Here is a 13,099-nt window from a genome sequence, read left to right as displayed (position 1 = left end):
GCCTGCTCGCTCTAATCAAGGTCAACATGAGTCTGTTTCCCGTTATCGTGGTGTTCGGATTGTCGTTCCCACCGATATTCTTCGAACTACTTTTATCACTGGCAATTTTTTGGCTGGTGCGAAAGGTGCTGGCTCCAACCGGGATCTATGATTTCGTCTGGCACCCTGCATTGTTCAATTCCGCGCTCTATTGCTGCCTGTTCTATCTCGTATCGCGCATGTTTGTTTGAGGTAGATGTGAAAACACTAACAAGAAAAATCTCCCGTACCGCCATTACGCTGGCACTGGTCATCCTCGCGTTCATCGCTATTTTCCGCGCGTGGGTCTATTACACCGAGTCGCCGTGGACGCGTGACGCGCGCTTTAGCGCCGACATCGTGGCCATCGCCCCGGACGTGGCGGGGCTGATCACCGCCGTTAACGTGCATGACAACCAGCTGGTCAAAAAAGATCAGGTGCTGTTCACCATCGACCAGCCACGTTACCAGAAAGCGCTGGAACAGGCCGAAGCGGATGTCTCCTACTACCAGGCGCTGGCGGCGGAAAAGCGTCGTGAAGCCGGACGCCGTAATAAGCTGGGGGTGCAGGCGATGTCCCGGGAGGAGATCGACCAGTCCAACAACGTGCTGCAAACCGTTCTGCATCAACAGGCGAAAGCCGAAGCGACCCGCGATCTGGCGAAGCTCGATCTCGAGCGTACCGTGATCCGCGCACCGTCCGACGGCTGGGTGACCAACCTTAACGTCTACACCGGCGAATTTATTACCCGCGGCTCCACCGCCGTGGCGCTAGTCAAACAGCACTCCTTCTACGTGCTCGCCTATATGGAAGAGACCAAGCTGGAAAGCGTTCGTCCGGGTTACCGGGCGGAAATCACCCCCCTTGGCAGCAACCGGGTGCTGAAAGGCACCGTCGACAGCGTGTCGGCAGGGGTGACCAACTCCAGCGCCACCCGCGACAGCAAGGGGATGGCGACGGTCGATTCCAATCTGGAGTGGGTACGTCTGGCCCAGCGCGTGCCGGTACGCATTCGTCTGGATGAACAGCAGGGTGACCTGTGGCCTGCGGGGACAACGGCAACGGTGGTGATCACCGGTGAGAAAGACCGGGATGCCAGCCACGACTCGCTGTTCCGCAAAATTGCCCACCGCCTGCGTGAGTTTGGTTAATCGCCATGGGTATCTTCTCCATCGCCAACCAGCACCTGCGCTTTGCGGTTAAGCTGGCCTTCGCCATCGTGCTGGCGCTGTTTGTCGGGTTCCACTTTCAGCTGGAAACGCCCCGCTGGGCGGTGTTAACGGCGGCGATTGTCGCCGCGGGCCCGGCGTTTGCAGCGGGTGGTGAACCTTACTCCGGCGCTATTCGCTATCGCGGGATGCTGCGTATCGTCGGCACCTTTATCGGCTGTATCGCCGCGCTGACTATCGTTATCCTGATGATCCGCACCCCGCTGCTGATGCTGATGGTGTGCTGTATCTGGGCTGGCTTTTGTACCTGGATCTCCTCCCTGGTACGGGTGGAGAACTCCTACGCCTGGGGCCTTTCCGGCTATACGGCGCTGATCATTATCATCACCATCCAGACCAACCCTCTGCTGGCGCCGCAGTTTGCCGTGGAGCGCTGCAGCGAGATCGTCATGGGGATCGTCTGTGCGATCGTGGCGGATCTGCTGTTCTCCCCGCGCTCGATAAAACAGGAAGTGGATCGCGAACTGGACGCGCTGATCGTTGCCCAGTATCAGCTCATGCAGCTGTGCATTAAGCACGGCGACAGTGAAGAGGTGGATAACGCCTGGAGCGCGCTGGTGCGTCGTACCACCGCCCTGGAAGGGATGCGCAGCAACCTCAATATGGAGTCGTCCCGCTGGTCGCGGGCTAACCGCCGCCTGAAGGCGCTCAATACCGTCTCCTTAACGCTGATCACCCAGGCCTGCGAAACCTACCTGATCCAGAACACGCGCCCGGAGGCAATCACCGATACCTTCCGGGAGCAGTTTGCCGTCCCCGTCACCACCGTTCAGGATGTGCATAAACAGCTCAAACGTATGCGCCGGGTCATCGCCTGGACCGGCGAGCGCGACACCCCGGTGACCATCTATACCTGGGTCGGGGCGGCGACGCGCTATCTGCTGCTCAAACGTGGGGTGATCGGCAATACCAAAATCAGTGCCACCGAAGAGGAGGTGCTGCAGGGCGAAGTGGTAGTCAAGGCCGAGTCGGCGGAACGTCACCATGCGATGGTGAACTTCTGGCGGACCACTCTCGCCTGTATGCTCGGGACGCTGTTCTGGCTGTGGACCGGCTGGACCTCCGGTAGCGGTGCGATGGTGATGATTGCGGTGGTGACTTCGCTGGCGATGCGTCTGCCAAATCCCCGGATGGTGGCGCTCGATTTCCTGTACGGCACCCTGGCAGCGCTGCCGCTTGGCGCCTTCTATTTCCTGGTGGTTCTTCCGTCGACCCAGCAAAGCATGCTGCTGCTCTGTATCAGTCTTGCCGTGATGGCCTTCTTTATTGGTATCGAGGTACAGAAGCGCCGCCTGGGTTCGCTGGGGGCGCTGGCCAGTACCATCAATATTCTGGTGCTGGATAACCCGATGACCTTCCACTTCAGCCAGTTTCTCGACAGCGCGCTGGGGCAGATTGTCGGCTGCTTCCTGGCGATGATGGTGATCCTGCTGGTGCGCGATAACTCCCAGGCCAGAACCGGCCGCGTGCTGCTGAACCAGTTTGTATCTGCTGCCGTCTCGGCGATGACGACCAATACCGCCCGGCGCAAAGAGAACCACCTGCCTGCGCTCTACCAGCAGCTCTTTTTACTGCTGACCAAGTTCCCGGGGGATATCGCCAAGTTCCGCCTGGCCCTGACGCTGATCATCGCCCACCAGCGTCTGCGCAATGCCCCGATCCCGGTGAATGACGATCTCTCGGCGTTCCACCGCCAGCTGCGACGTACTGCGGATCATGTGATATCCGCCTCCAGCGACGACAAGCGCCGACGCTACTTTACCCAGCTGTTGGGCGAACTGGAGATCTACCAGGAAAAACTGCGCATCTGGGAGGCGCCGCGACAGGTGACCGAACCGGTGCAGCGGCTGGTGGGCATGCTCCATCGCTACCAGAATGCCCTCACCGACAGCTGATCCTCCTGAAAACCGACGCCATAAGCGTCGGTTTTTTTATGGCTATACTTATTCGGGCAAGTACTTAAACCCGGATTGGGAGGATACATGACTACCCAGGCTCTACAGGACAGTGCGCTATTTCAGACCGGATATTTAGTCGATGGCGTATGGAAAACGCTCGATACAACATTCGATGTACTTAACCCGGCTACCGGGGCGGCGATCGCCCAGGTGGCAAAAGCAGGTAAAAAAGAGACCGAAGAGGCTATCGCCGCCGCGAGCCGTGCTTTCCCGGCCTGGCGTGCCAGAACCGCAAAAGAGCGGTCGGCCATCCTCTATCGCTGGTATGAACTCATCATTGAAAACAAGCAGTGGCTTGGCCAGCTGATGACCACCGAGCAGGGCAAACCGCTGAAAGAGGCGGAAGGGGAAGTGGAGTACGCGGCGAGCTTTATCCAGTGGTTTGCCGAGGAGGCCAAACGCGCCAACGGCGAAATCATCCCACCGGTTAAACCCGGCTCCCGCATTCTTGCCACCCGCGAACCGATTGGCGTCGTGGCGGCCATCACGCCGTGGAATTTCCCCATGGCGATGCTGACCCGCAAGCTGGGCCCGGCCCTGGCTGCCGGCTGTACCGGCGTAATAAAACCGGCCAACAACACGCCGCTGAGCGCCTTTGCGCTGCTGACGCTGGCTAAAAAAGCGGGCGTACCGGACGGCGTGCTTAACGCAGTGGCGGGCAATACCGCAGAGATAAGCGACGCGATCATGTCTAGCCCGGAGGTGCGCAAAATCTCCTTTACCGGCTCGACGGCGGTCGGCAAAACCTTAATGCGCAATGCCGCCGAAACCATGAAAAAAGTGTCGATGGAGCTGGGCGGCAACGCACCCTATATCGTCTTTGAGGATGCCGACATTGATGCTGCGGTGAAAGGGGCGATTGCCAACAAGTTTCGCAATGCGGGCCAGGTCTGCGTCAGCGTTAACCGCTTCTATATTCAGGAGTCGGTGTACGAAGCGTTCGTCAGCAAACTCGCCGCCGCCGTAAACGACTTAAAAGTCGGTGATGGCCTGGAAGAGGGCACCGTTGTCGGGCCGCTGATTGAAGCTTCCGCGGTGAAAAAAGTGCGTGAGCACGTTGAGGACGCGGTTGCCAAAGGGGCGACGGTGCTGGCGGGCGGCAAGGCTCATTCCTTGGGTGGAAACTTCTGGCAGCCAACGGTACTGGGGGATTGCCATGAAGGGATGGCACTTGCCAGCGAAGAGACCTTTGGACCCGTGGCGGCCTGCTTCCGCTTTACCTCGGAAGAGGAGGTGATCCAGCGCGCCAACAATACGCCCTATGGCCTGGCCGCCTATTTCTATACCCAGAATTTGCAGCGGGTGTTCCGCGTGTCGCAGGCCATTGAGAGCGGCATGATTGGGATTAACGAATGCGCGGTTTCTACAGAGCTTGGGCCTTTTGGCGGGGTGAAAGAGTCGGGACTGGGTCGCGAAGGGTCAGTACTGGGACTGGAGGAGTTCCTGGAAGTGAAAACCCTGCATATCGGGGGATTATAATCGACAGGGCGGCTTAAGCCGCCCACCTGGACGGGGTGGCTGGCAATGAATATCTATACGTTTGATTTTGATGAAATCGACAGTCAGGAAGACTTCTACCGTGAATTTTCACGAGCCTTTGGCATGGGACAGGAGAGCGTGACGGATCTGGACTCCCTGTGGGACATCGTCACCAGCAGCCAGTTGCCGCTACCGCTTGAAATCGAATTTATCCATTTGCCGGAAAAGCTGCGCAGGCGTTTTGGCGCGCTGATCCTGCTGTTTGATGAGGCGGAAGAGGAGCTGGAAGGGCAGATTCGCTTTAACGTACGTTAGTGAAGGGCATAAAAAAGCCCCTGCGGAGCAGGGGCAAGTCGTAAATCAATACGACGAGGGTTTATTTGTACAGCTCGGCGGTCGCATGCCAGTGGTCGCCGGTGTTCAGTTCGGTAACGCGGTAGCTGCTGGCGCCCGCTTTTTCAGCTTTTGCTGCCAGTGCCTCACGGACATCCATCGGAGAACCAGCAACTGCACCTACAGAGATGCTTCCCATTGGTTGCAGGCTTTGTGCCTGATCGGCATTCACCTGATGTACAGCTGCGCTGGCACCAAATGAGAGAACGGAAGCGAAACCTGCGGCGATGATTAATTTAGTGTTCATAGTCTTTACTCCTTACAGGGCAAGCTCAACGGCGAGAAGGGTTGTGCTGCTATTTTTATGCCTGGTGCCGTTGAACAGAGATATCGGGTAGTTCGGGTCGTGCCTGGTAAAACTTATTTGTACAGCTCAGCAGTCGCATGCCAGTGGTCACCGGTACGCGCTTCGATCACGCGGTAGGAAGACGCACCCTGCTCCTGGGCTTTTTTGTTCAGCATCTGGTTCATGTCCATCGGCGAAGTACCGATTGCACCGATTGAAACGGTACCGATAGATTCACGAGACTGAGCCTGATCGGCGTTGATTGAATCGGCGGCAAAGGCACCGAAAGAGAGAACAGACAGAATGCTTAGCGTGGCTACGGTAGTTTTGATTTTCATGATTCTTTTCCTCGTCATATTCTTTACTGGGGTCTTCGTTTCGTGACCCTCATCACAAAATCAAGTATACACTAATAACGGCAAAAATTAATACCATGCTAATTGTTTCTTGTGTAATCACGTATTAAGCAAAAGCATTTTTATAACTACAGGGAATAAAAAATCGGGGTTTAAGCGGGGTTTTGTCACTTATTTCTAATAAAATTAATGGGATACGGGACTTTGATTATTCGTGCGATTTTGCGTTTTATCATTCACTGAGTGAATGTATTTGGGCAGAAAATCGCACTATTTGTTAAATTGCAGATAACAGATTGTAGGGGTGAACGAGGCGGGAGCAGAAGATTCCCCGCCGCGACGGCAGCAGGGAAGGGGATCAGAGTTCCTGTTCGAACAGCACCAGGATGGCTTCGTAGAGGTCTTTCACCGAGAAACCGTTGGCCGGGGTGGTGAAGATAGTATCGTCACCGGCGATGGTGCCGAGGATACCTTCCGCTTTACCCAGCGAGTCGAGCAGGCGGGCAATCAGTTGAGCCGCACCCGGGCTGGTGTGGATCACCACCACGGCATCGTTATAGTCGATGTCCAGCACCAGGTTCTTCAGCGGGCTCGAGGTTGTCGGCACACCCAGTTCGGCAGGCAGACAGTAGACCATCTCCATTTTGGCGTTGCGGGTACGCACCGCGCCGAATTTGGTTAACATGCGGGAGACTTTCGACTGGTTGATGTTTTCGAAACCCTCTTCCTGCAGGGCCTGGACGATCTCACCCTGAGAACTAAATTTTTCTTCTTTAAGCAGCGCTTTGAACGCTTTAACCAATTCTTCTTGTTTAGAAGAGATTCGCATAAATCACCCGAAATATAGCGGTAGAAACAACATTATTATGCACATGGATGAATTTTTATGCAAATTATCTGCCCAATCTTAGGCTGAAATAATGTTATGAAAGGGAGTGATTTTATCAAAATTCGTTATCAAGGAACATGCCTGCGTCACGCCTCGCAAATAAGCTTAAAAGTAAATTAAATGTTATCAAATTGATGTTGTTTTGGTGGCTTGCGAGGGTGTATTGTAACCACCTCTTGATTCGTTGCTTAGTCACCGCATAACGCCCGATAGCCTTGCGGCAGATGCGAAAAGCGCGTGACCGCTAATTCTTAGAACACCACGATTGTAATTATTGATCTGCTGAATTAAGGTCGCCGCGACGGAGTAACAGAAAGTTAGCTCACCATAATAAGGAGTTTAGGATGAAAGTCGCAGTCCTCGGCGCTGCTGGCGGTATCGGCCAGGCGCTTGCCCTACTACTGAAAACTCAGCTGCCTGCAGGCTCAGAACTCTCTCTGTATGATATCGCCCCGGTAACCCCTGGTGTGGCGGTTGACCTTAGCCACATCCCTACGGCTGTCAAAATCAAAGGCTTCTCCGGTGAAGATGCTCGCCCGGCCCTCGAAGGCGCGGACGTTGTGCTGATCTCCGCAGGCGTTGCGCGTAAGCCAGGTATGGATCGTTCCGACCTGTTCAACGTGAACGCGGGTATCGTTAAGAACCTGATTCAGCAGGTAGCGACTACCTGCCCGAAAGCCTGCATCGGTATCATCACTAACCCGGTTAACACCACCGTTGCTATCGCGGCAGAAGTGCTGAAAAAAGCGGGCGTGTATGACAAGAACAAACTGTTTGGCGTGACCACGCTGGACATCATCCGCTCCAACACCTTTGTTGCGGAACTGAAAGGCAAGCAGCCAACCGAACTCGACGTGCCGGTTATCGGCGGCCACTCTGGCGTGACCATTTTGCCACTGCTGTCCCAGATCCCAGGCGTGAGCTTCACCGAGCAGGAAGTGGCTGACCTGACCAAACGTATCCAGAACGCCGGCACCGAAGTGGTGGAAGCGAAGGCGGGTGGCGGTTCTGCAACCCTGTCTATGGGCCAGGCTGCGGCACGTTTCGGTCTGTCTCTGGTACGCGCGCTGCAGGGCGAGCAAGGCGTGGTGGAATGCGCTTACGTTGAAGGTGACGGCGAGCACGCACGCTTCTTCTCTCAGCCGCTGCTGCTGGGTAAAAACGGTATCGAAGAGCGTAAATCTATCGGCACCCTGAGCGCGTTTGAACAGCAGGCGATGGCCGGCATGCTGGATACTCTGAAGAACGATATCGTTCTGGGCGAAGAGTTCGTTAACAAATAAGCGACGCTCTTCCCTCGGGGCAATAAAAAACCGGAGTCGATGCTCCGGTTTTTTTATGCCTGCTGACTCAGTTGGTGGCCGGATATTCCTGAATGGTCACCTGCAGGGTCAGTTTCTTATCATCACGCATCACTTCCACCGGGATGATTGAGCCAGGCCTGATCTCCGCCACCTGGTCCATGGTTTCCAGCGCCGACAGCGCCGGTTTACCGTTCACCGAGACGATCACATCGTTGACCTTAATGCCTGCTTCTGCCGCCGGTCCGCCGGAGGTGACTTCGTTCACCACAATCCCCTGAATCTGATCGATGCCGCCACCCTGAGCGTGCAGCGGAGCAATCTCACGCCCGCCGATGCCAATGTAGCCGCGGATCACGCGTCCGTCGCGAATCAGCTTATCCATAATCTTGTTGGCCAACTGGAACGGGATCGCGAAGCCGATACCTTCGGGAGTTTCGCCGTCGTTGCTTTTATCAAACGACAGGGTGTTGATGCCCATCAGTTCGCCCAGCGAGTTCACCAGCGCGCCGCCGGAGTTGCCGTGGTTGATGGAGGCATCGGTTTGCAGGAAGTTCTGACGTCCGGAAGGGTTCAGGCCGATACGCCCGGTGGCGCTGATAATCCCCTGAGTAATGGTCTGCCCGAGGTTATAGGGGTTACCAATCGCCAGCACCACGTCGCCGATATGCGGCGTCCGTTTACGATTGATGGGGATAACCGGCAGACCGCCCGTGGCGTTGATTTTGAGGACTGCCAGATCCGTCAGGCTGTCTGAACCAACGAGCAGGGCTTCAAAGACGCGGCCATCCTGCAGCGCAACGATGATCTGGTCGGCATCGTTGATGACATGTTTGTTGGTAATAATGTAGCCGCGTTCATCCATGATCACCCCGGAGCCCAGGGTGCGGATCTCCAGCTGGTTATGGCTGGTGCTGTTCAGCCCACGGTTATAAACGTTGACCACCGCAGGGGCGGCGCGGCGTACTGCCTGATTGTAGCTGGCAGGCGTTTCATCAGCGCTGTCGAACTGCGGCGCAGCCAGCTGATTGAACTGACGTAAAGAGGGCATCGCGGCCAGTAACAGGCCACCTACAACCAGGCCGATGGCGACCGAACGAATTAGCTTCAAAACCATGATACGGGCGTCGTTAAAGGGAGAACGCAAGCAGCATAGCATGACTTATCCGGACATCACACGGGTCGATGTCCGGACAGGTACAGGCTTAACGCAGCAAGATATAGAGCGTGTCGTTGCCGCGCACGATCTGCAGGGCGATAACGGTCGGTTTAGTTTCCAGCACTTTGCGCATTTCGGCGATAGACTGCACGCGAACGCGGTTCACCCCAATAATCACATCATTCTCATGCAGACCCGCCTGTGCGGCAGGGCTGCTCTTCTCGACGCTATCAAGGGTGATGCCTTTGGTGCCGTCTTTTAACTGCCCGTCACTCAAGGTCGCCCCCTGCAGCGCCGGGGCAATCATCTCTGCGCTGGCCGATGACGAGGTGCTTTTATCCAGTGTAACCTGCAGATCCAGCGGTTTTCCGTCACGTAAAATGCCGAGCTTAACCGTGGCGCCAGGCTCGGTGGTGGCGATGCGCGAGCGCAGTTCGGCAAAGCTGCTCAGCGGTTTATCGTTCAGGCTGACGATGACGTCCCCGGATTTCACGCCCGCTTTTGCAGAGCCGGAATTCGGCAGCACTTCGCTGACGAAGGCACCGCGCTGCACGTTCAGGTTGAACGCTTTGGCGATATCGGCGCTCATTTCCGTGCCTTTAATGCCCAGCAGGCCGCGCTTCACTTCGCCAAACTCAATCAGCTGCTGCGCCAGGGTACGGGCCATATTGCTGGGGATGGCAAAGCCAATCCCGACGCTGCCGCCGCCAGGGGCGAGGATCGCGGTGTTAATACCAATCAGCTCGCCGTTGAGATTCAGCAGCGCGCCGCCGGAGTTGCCCCGGTTAATGGAGGCGTCGGTCTGGATAAAGTTTTCCAGCCCTTCGAGATTCAGACCACTGCGACCCAGCGCAGAGACGATGCCGGACGTGGCGGTCTGCCCGAGGCCGAAGGGGTTACCTACCGCCACCGCGAAATCACCCACGCGCAGCTTATCGGAATCAGCAATAGCGATTTGCGTCAGGCCGGTGGGATTCTGCAGCTGCAGCAATGCGATGTCGCTCTGATCGTCACCGCCAATCAGTTTGGCGTCGAACTCCCGGCCATCGTTCATCTGCACGCTGATTTTATCGGCATGGCTGATAACGTGGTTATTGGTCAGGACATAGCCCTTGGCGGCGTCAATCACCACGCCGGAGCCCAGCCCTTCAAAAGGCTGCGCCTGTTCGGGGGCTTCGTCGCCAAAATATTTTTTCAGCTCTTCCGGAATGCGCTGGCTCTGCACGGCGGTACCTTCGACCTGCACGCTCACCACAGCGGGGAGGACCTTTTCCAGCATCGGGGCCAGGCTCGGCAGCGCGGCCTCGCCCGGAACCTGCGAAGGGAGTGCGGCGGCCAGCGGATAAGAGGCCGACAGGGATAATCCGATGCTCAATGCTAACGCGCTCAACAGCTGATTTTTCTTGTTCATTTATGCTGGCTCTCGCAACCTGGAATGAAGGAATAACGGCCCTAAAACAGTCTGATGTTATTGAATTTTAAAACGCTGAACAATGAGGTGTTTGACTAAATAATAGCTGGGGTCGGGAAGAAAGGACGGGCGCAAGGGCTGCGCCCGTAAAATTTATTTTCGATATGCGATTATTCGCGCTTTGCGCCACCGCGCAGCAGGCCGGATGCACCTTCGGAGTAGTCACGTGGCATCTGGACCGGGGCCTGATCGTTACCGGCTTCGGATTCCGCCAGACGGTTGCGGAACGGATTGTTTTCCGCGCTCATCTCCGGCAACAGGCTGCTGGAGCTTTTCGCCATGTGCTGATAAAGCTGACGGTAATCATGCGCCATGTTGTCCAGCAACTCGGCGCTCTGAGCAAAGTGGCTTACCAGCTCTTCACGATACTCTTCCAGCTCAGCTTTGTTCTTTTCCAGTTCGTACTGCAACGCCTGTTGCTGACGCAGTTTGCGATTTCCAAAACGCATGGCCACGGCGCCAATAGCGATGCCGACGACTAAACCAATTAGCGCATATTCCCAGGTCATGAACTTCTCCCGTTGTCTTGTGGTTCCGTAGGGTGTTGGCTCGGCTCCATGCCAGGGCCTGATTATGCCACTATAACCGCTATTTCCTTAGAAGTGGAATCCCGCCGCATCATCGCGTACTGTAGAACGGCCTTTTTTTCGTCAACTGCGCAGTCTGACGGGTATTAATTGAAGGAATAACAATAACATCATGCAGAACCTCTCCCCAACATCGCGTTACCAACAGGCCCTGAATGAGGGCACCCATCAGCCAGATAACGTCCAGCGTGAAGCGGTAAGTCGTCTGGACAGCATCTGGCATGCACTGACAACAAAGCCGGTTGAGGCCGCGCCTGCCGGGGGGTTAAAAGCCGCATTTGGACGACTGCTGGGCAAGAAAGAGCTCCAGAGTGTGGCGCCGGTACGCGGCTTATATATGTGGGGAGGCGTCGGACGCGGCAAAACCTGGCTGATGGATCTGTTTTATCAGAGCCTGCCCGGCACGCGTAAACAGCGCCTGCACTTTCACCGCTTTATGCTGCGGGTGCATGAGGAGCTGACGGCTCTGCAGGGGCAGAGCGATCCGCTGGATATCGTCGCCGAACGCTTTAAAGCCGAAACCGATGTGCTGTGCTTCGATGAGTTTTTTGTCTCGGACATTACCGACGCCATGCTGCTGGGCGGCTTAATGAAAGCGCTGTTTGCCCGGGGCATTACCCTGGTGGCGACGTCAAACATTCCGCCGGATGAGCTCTACCGAAACGGCCTGCAACGCGCTCGTTTCCTGCCCGCTATCACGGCGATTAAAGAGCATTGCGACATCATGAACGTGGATGCTGGCGTCGATTACCGTCTGCGTACCCTGACCCAGGCCCATCTGTGGATTTCGCCGTTAAATCAAGAGACACAGCAGCAGATGGACAAACTGTGGCTGGCGCTGGCCGGTGCGGAACGGGGTGACGCCCCGGTGCTGGAGGTAAACCATCGTCCGTTGCAAACGCTGGGCGTCGTCAACCAGACCCTCGCCGTGTCGTTTGATACCCTCTGTGTCGATGCCCGCAGCCAGCACGACTATATTGCGCTCTCGCGCCTGTTCCATACGGTAATGCTGTTTCATGTGCCGGTGATGACCACGCTAATGGAGAGCGAAGCCCGACGTTTTATCGCGCTGGTGGATGAGTTTTACGAGCGCCACGTTAAGCTGGTGGTGAGCGCCGCCGTGCCTTTATATGAGATCTATCAGGGGGAGCGGCTGAAGTTTGAGTTCCAGCGCTGCCTGTCACGCCTGCAGGAGATGCAGAGCGAAGAGTACCTCAAGCGCGAACACATGCCTTAAAGATAGCTACCCTCTCCCCGTGGGAGAGGGGCTGGGGGTGAGGGCACCAGAGCGCACTTTCCACACCCCGGAAAAACCCGCGTCAAATCACAATTAGGGGTCGATCTTTACCCCTGACTTCTCTATAATCTTGCGACCCCACGTTACAAGAAGGTTTTTTTCCCAAAACTTTCTCTGCGCCGGCATAGGCTATTCGAAGGGGTAGGTTTGCTGGACAATGTCGTGTGAACCTCAACTACTAAACGTTTGGGTGTTCACCAACGTGTAACTTATTTATTTGGGTAAGCTTTTAATGAAAACTTTTACAGCTAAACCAGAAACCGTAAAACGCGACTGGTATGTTGTTGACGCGACCGGTAAAACTCTGGGCCGTCTGGCTACCGAACTGGCTCGTCGCCTGCGCGGTAAGCACAAAGCGGAATACACTCCGCACGTCGATACCGGTGATTACATCATCGTTCTGAACGCTGACAAAGTTGCTGTAACCGGCAACAAGCGTACTGACAAAGTGTACTATCACCACACCGGCCACATCGGCGGTATCAAACAAGCGACCTTTGAAGAGATGATTGCCCGCCGTCCTGAGCGTGTGATTGAAATCGCGGTTAAAGGCATGCTGCCAAAAGGCCCGCTGGGTCGTGCTATGTACCGTAAACTGAAAGTTTACGCAGGTAACGAGCACAACCACGCGGCACAGCAACCGCAAGTTCTTGACATCTAATCGGGATTATAGGC

Annotated in this window: 14 protein-coding genes; 8 read left to right on the top strand and 6 right to left on the bottom strand. The window is 56.0% G+C overall.

Annotation, left to right across the window (positions count from 1 at the left end; all coding sequences use genetic code 11):
* The first annotated feature begins 26 nt into the window (after positions 1-26).
* The 5 genes from aaeX (at position 27) to FHN83_RS09185 (ending at position 5,000) form a co-directional block, all read left to right on the top strand.
* Positions 27-230 (top strand): p-hydroxybenzoic acid efflux pump operon protein AaeX, encoded by a 204-nt coding sequence (gene aaeX, locus FHN83_RS09205; protein ID WP_072036688.1) that lies wholly within the window; start codon positions 27-29, stop codon positions 228-230.
* 7 nt (positions 231-237) lie between these two features.
* A complete protein-coding gene (gene aaeA, locus FHN83_RS09200; RefSeq protein WP_139563715.1) occupies positions 238-1,170 on the top strand; it encodes a p-hydroxybenzoic acid efflux pump subunit AaeA in 933 nt (310 codons plus the stop codon).
* Positions 1,171-1,175: 5 nt separating this feature from the next.
* Positions 1,176-3,143 (top strand): p-hydroxybenzoic acid efflux pump subunit AaeB, encoded by a 1,968-nt coding sequence (aaeB, locus tag FHN83_RS09195; RefSeq protein ID WP_139563714.1) that lies wholly within the window; start codon positions 1,176-1,178, stop codon positions 3,141-3,143.
* 87 nt (positions 3,144-3,230) lie between these two features.
* Positions 3,231-4,685 carry an NAD-dependent succinate-semialdehyde dehydrogenase gene (locus tag FHN83_RS09190; RefSeq protein WP_138370322.1) on the top strand — a complete coding sequence of 485 codons (1,455 nt, stop codon included), beginning with the start codon at positions 3,231-3,233 and terminating at the stop codon, positions 4,683-4,685.
* Positions 4,686-4,730: 45 nt separating this feature from the next.
* Positions 4,731-5,000: a barstar family protein gene (locus FHN83_RS09185; RefSeq protein ID WP_039031598.1), complete on the top strand. Its 270-nt coding sequence runs from the start codon at positions 4,731-4,733 to the stop codon at positions 4,998-5,000.
* Positions 5,001-5,061: 61 nt separating this feature from the next.
* Here FHN83_RS09185 and yhcN (FHN83_RS09180) read toward each other — a convergent pair whose 3' ends face one another.
* The 3 genes from yhcN (FHN83_RS09180) to argR all read right to left on the bottom strand — a co-directional run bounded on the left by yhcN (FHN83_RS09180) (position 5,062) and on the right by argR (position 6,549).
* Entirely contained in the window at positions 5,062-5,325 is a 264-nt protein-coding gene (gene yhcN, locus FHN83_RS09180; RefSeq protein ID WP_039031599.1) for a peroxide/acid stress response protein YhcN, read from the bottom strand.
* A 113-nt stretch (positions 5,326-5,438) separates the two neighbouring features.
* On the bottom strand, positions 5,439-5,702 hold the full coding sequence (yhcN, locus tag FHN83_RS09175) for a peroxide/acid stress response protein YhcN (RefSeq protein WP_039031600.1): 264 nt from the start codon (positions 5,700-5,702) through the stop codon (positions 5,439-5,441).
* Positions 5,703-6,078: 376 nt separating this feature from the next.
* The gene (argR, locus tag FHN83_RS09170) at positions 6,079-6,549 is read right to left on the bottom strand and encodes a transcriptional regulator ArgR (RefSeq protein WP_032614540.1); all 471 of its coding nucleotides are present in this window, start codon (positions 6,547-6,549) and stop codon (positions 6,079-6,081) included.
* A gap of 404 nt (positions 6,550-6,953) precedes the next feature.
* On the opposite strand from argR, the gene mdh reads away from it, so the two are divergent.
* On the top strand, positions 6,954-7,892 hold the full coding sequence (gene mdh, locus FHN83_RS09165) for a malate dehydrogenase (protein ID WP_039031602.1): 939 nt from the start codon (positions 6,954-6,956) through the stop codon (positions 7,890-7,892).
* A gap of 67 nt (positions 7,893-7,959) precedes the next feature.
* Here mdh and degS read toward each other — a convergent pair whose 3' ends face one another.
* The 3 genes from degS to zapG all read right to left on the bottom strand — a co-directional run bounded on the left by degS (position 7,960) and on the right by zapG (position 11,049).
* Complete coding sequence (degS, locus tag FHN83_RS09160; RefSeq protein WP_039031831.1) at positions 7,960-9,027, bottom strand: outer membrane-stress sensor serine endopeptidase DegS; 1,068 nt, start codon at positions 9,025-9,027, stop codon at positions 7,960-7,962.
* Between the two features lie 88 nt (positions 9,028-9,115).
* Complete coding sequence (gene degQ, locus FHN83_RS09155; protein ID WP_139563713.1) at positions 9,116-10,480, bottom strand: serine endoprotease DegQ; 1,365 nt, start codon at positions 10,478-10,480, stop codon at positions 9,116-9,118.
* 170 nt (positions 10,481-10,650) lie between these two features.
* Complete coding sequence (zapG, locus tag FHN83_RS09150; protein ID WP_039031604.1) at positions 10,651-11,049, bottom strand: Z-ring associated protein ZapG; 399 nt, start codon at positions 11,047-11,049, stop codon at positions 10,651-10,653.
* 190 nt (positions 11,050-11,239) lie between these two features.
* On the opposite strand from zapG, the gene zapE reads away from it, so the two are divergent.
* Both zapE and rplM read left to right on the top strand, forming a co-directional pair.
* A complete protein-coding gene (gene zapE / locus FHN83_RS09145; protein WP_139563712.1) occupies positions 11,240-12,364 on the top strand; it encodes a cell division protein ZapE in 1,125 nt (374 codons plus the stop codon).
* A 292-nt stretch (positions 12,365-12,656) separates the two neighbouring features.
* Positions 12,657-13,085, top strand: coding sequence for a 50S ribosomal protein L13 (gene rplM, locus FHN83_RS09140; RefSeq protein ID WP_024551131.1), 429 nt, complete (start codon positions 12,657-12,659; stop codon positions 13,083-13,085).
* Positions 13,086-13,099: the final 14 nt, after the last annotated feature.

This window comes from Leclercia adecarboxylata, assembly GCF_006171285.1.
Lineage (GTDB): Bacteria > Pseudomonadota > Gammaproteobacteria > Enterobacterales > Enterobacteriaceae > Enterobacter > Enterobacter barmai.
Note: the sequence above shows the minus strand (reverse complement) of the source record. Positions and strands in the feature narration are given on the sequence as shown.

Excerpts from the sequence above, each read along its gene's own strand:
- yhcN (WP_039031599.1), bottom strand. The coding sequence starts at position 5,325 with ATGAACACTAAATTAATCATCGCCGCAGGTTTCGCTTCCGTTCTCTCA.
- FHN83_RS09190 (WP_138370322.1), top strand. The coding sequence starts at position 3,231 with ATGACTACCCAGGCTCTACAGGACAGTGCGCTATTTCAGACCGGATAT.
- aaeB (WP_139563714.1), top strand. The coding sequence starts at position 1,176 with ATGGGTATCTTCTCCATCGCCAACCAGCACCTGCGCTTTGCGGTTAAG.
- yhcN (WP_039031600.1), bottom strand. The coding sequence starts at position 5,702 with ATGAAAATCAAAACTACCGTAGCCACGCTAAGCATTCTGTCTGTTCTC.
- degQ (WP_139563713.1), bottom strand. The coding sequence starts at position 10,480 with ATGAACAAGAAAAATCAGCTGTTGAGCGCGTTAGCATTGAGCATCGGA.
- argR (WP_032614540.1), bottom strand. The coding sequence starts at position 6,549 with ATGCGAATCTCTTCTAAACAAGAAGAATTGGTTAAAGCGTTCAAAGCG.
- rplM (WP_024551131.1), top strand. The coding sequence starts at position 12,657 with ATGAAAACTTTTACAGCTAAACCAGAAACCGTAAAACGCGACTGGTAT.
- mdh (WP_039031602.1), top strand. The coding sequence starts at position 6,954 with ATGAAAGTCGCAGTCCTCGGCGCTGCTGGCGGTATCGGCCAGGCGCTT.
- FHN83_RS09185 (WP_039031598.1), top strand. The coding sequence starts at position 4,731 with ATGAATATCTATACGTTTGATTTTGATGAAATCGACAGTCAGGAAGAC.
- aaeX (WP_072036688.1), top strand. The coding sequence starts at position 27 with ATGAGTCTGTTTCCCGTTATCGTGGTGTTCGGATTGTCGTTCCCACCG.
- zapG (WP_039031604.1), bottom strand. The coding sequence starts at position 11,049 with ATGACCTGGGAATATGCGCTAATTGGTTTAGTCGTCGGCATCGCTATT.
- zapE (WP_139563712.1), top strand. The coding sequence starts at position 11,240 with ATGCAGAACCTCTCCCCAACATCGCGTTACCAACAGGCCCTGAATGAG.
- degS (WP_039031831.1), bottom strand. The coding sequence starts at position 9,027 with ATGGTTTTGAAGCTAATTCGTTCGGTCGCCATCGGCCTGGTTGTAGGT.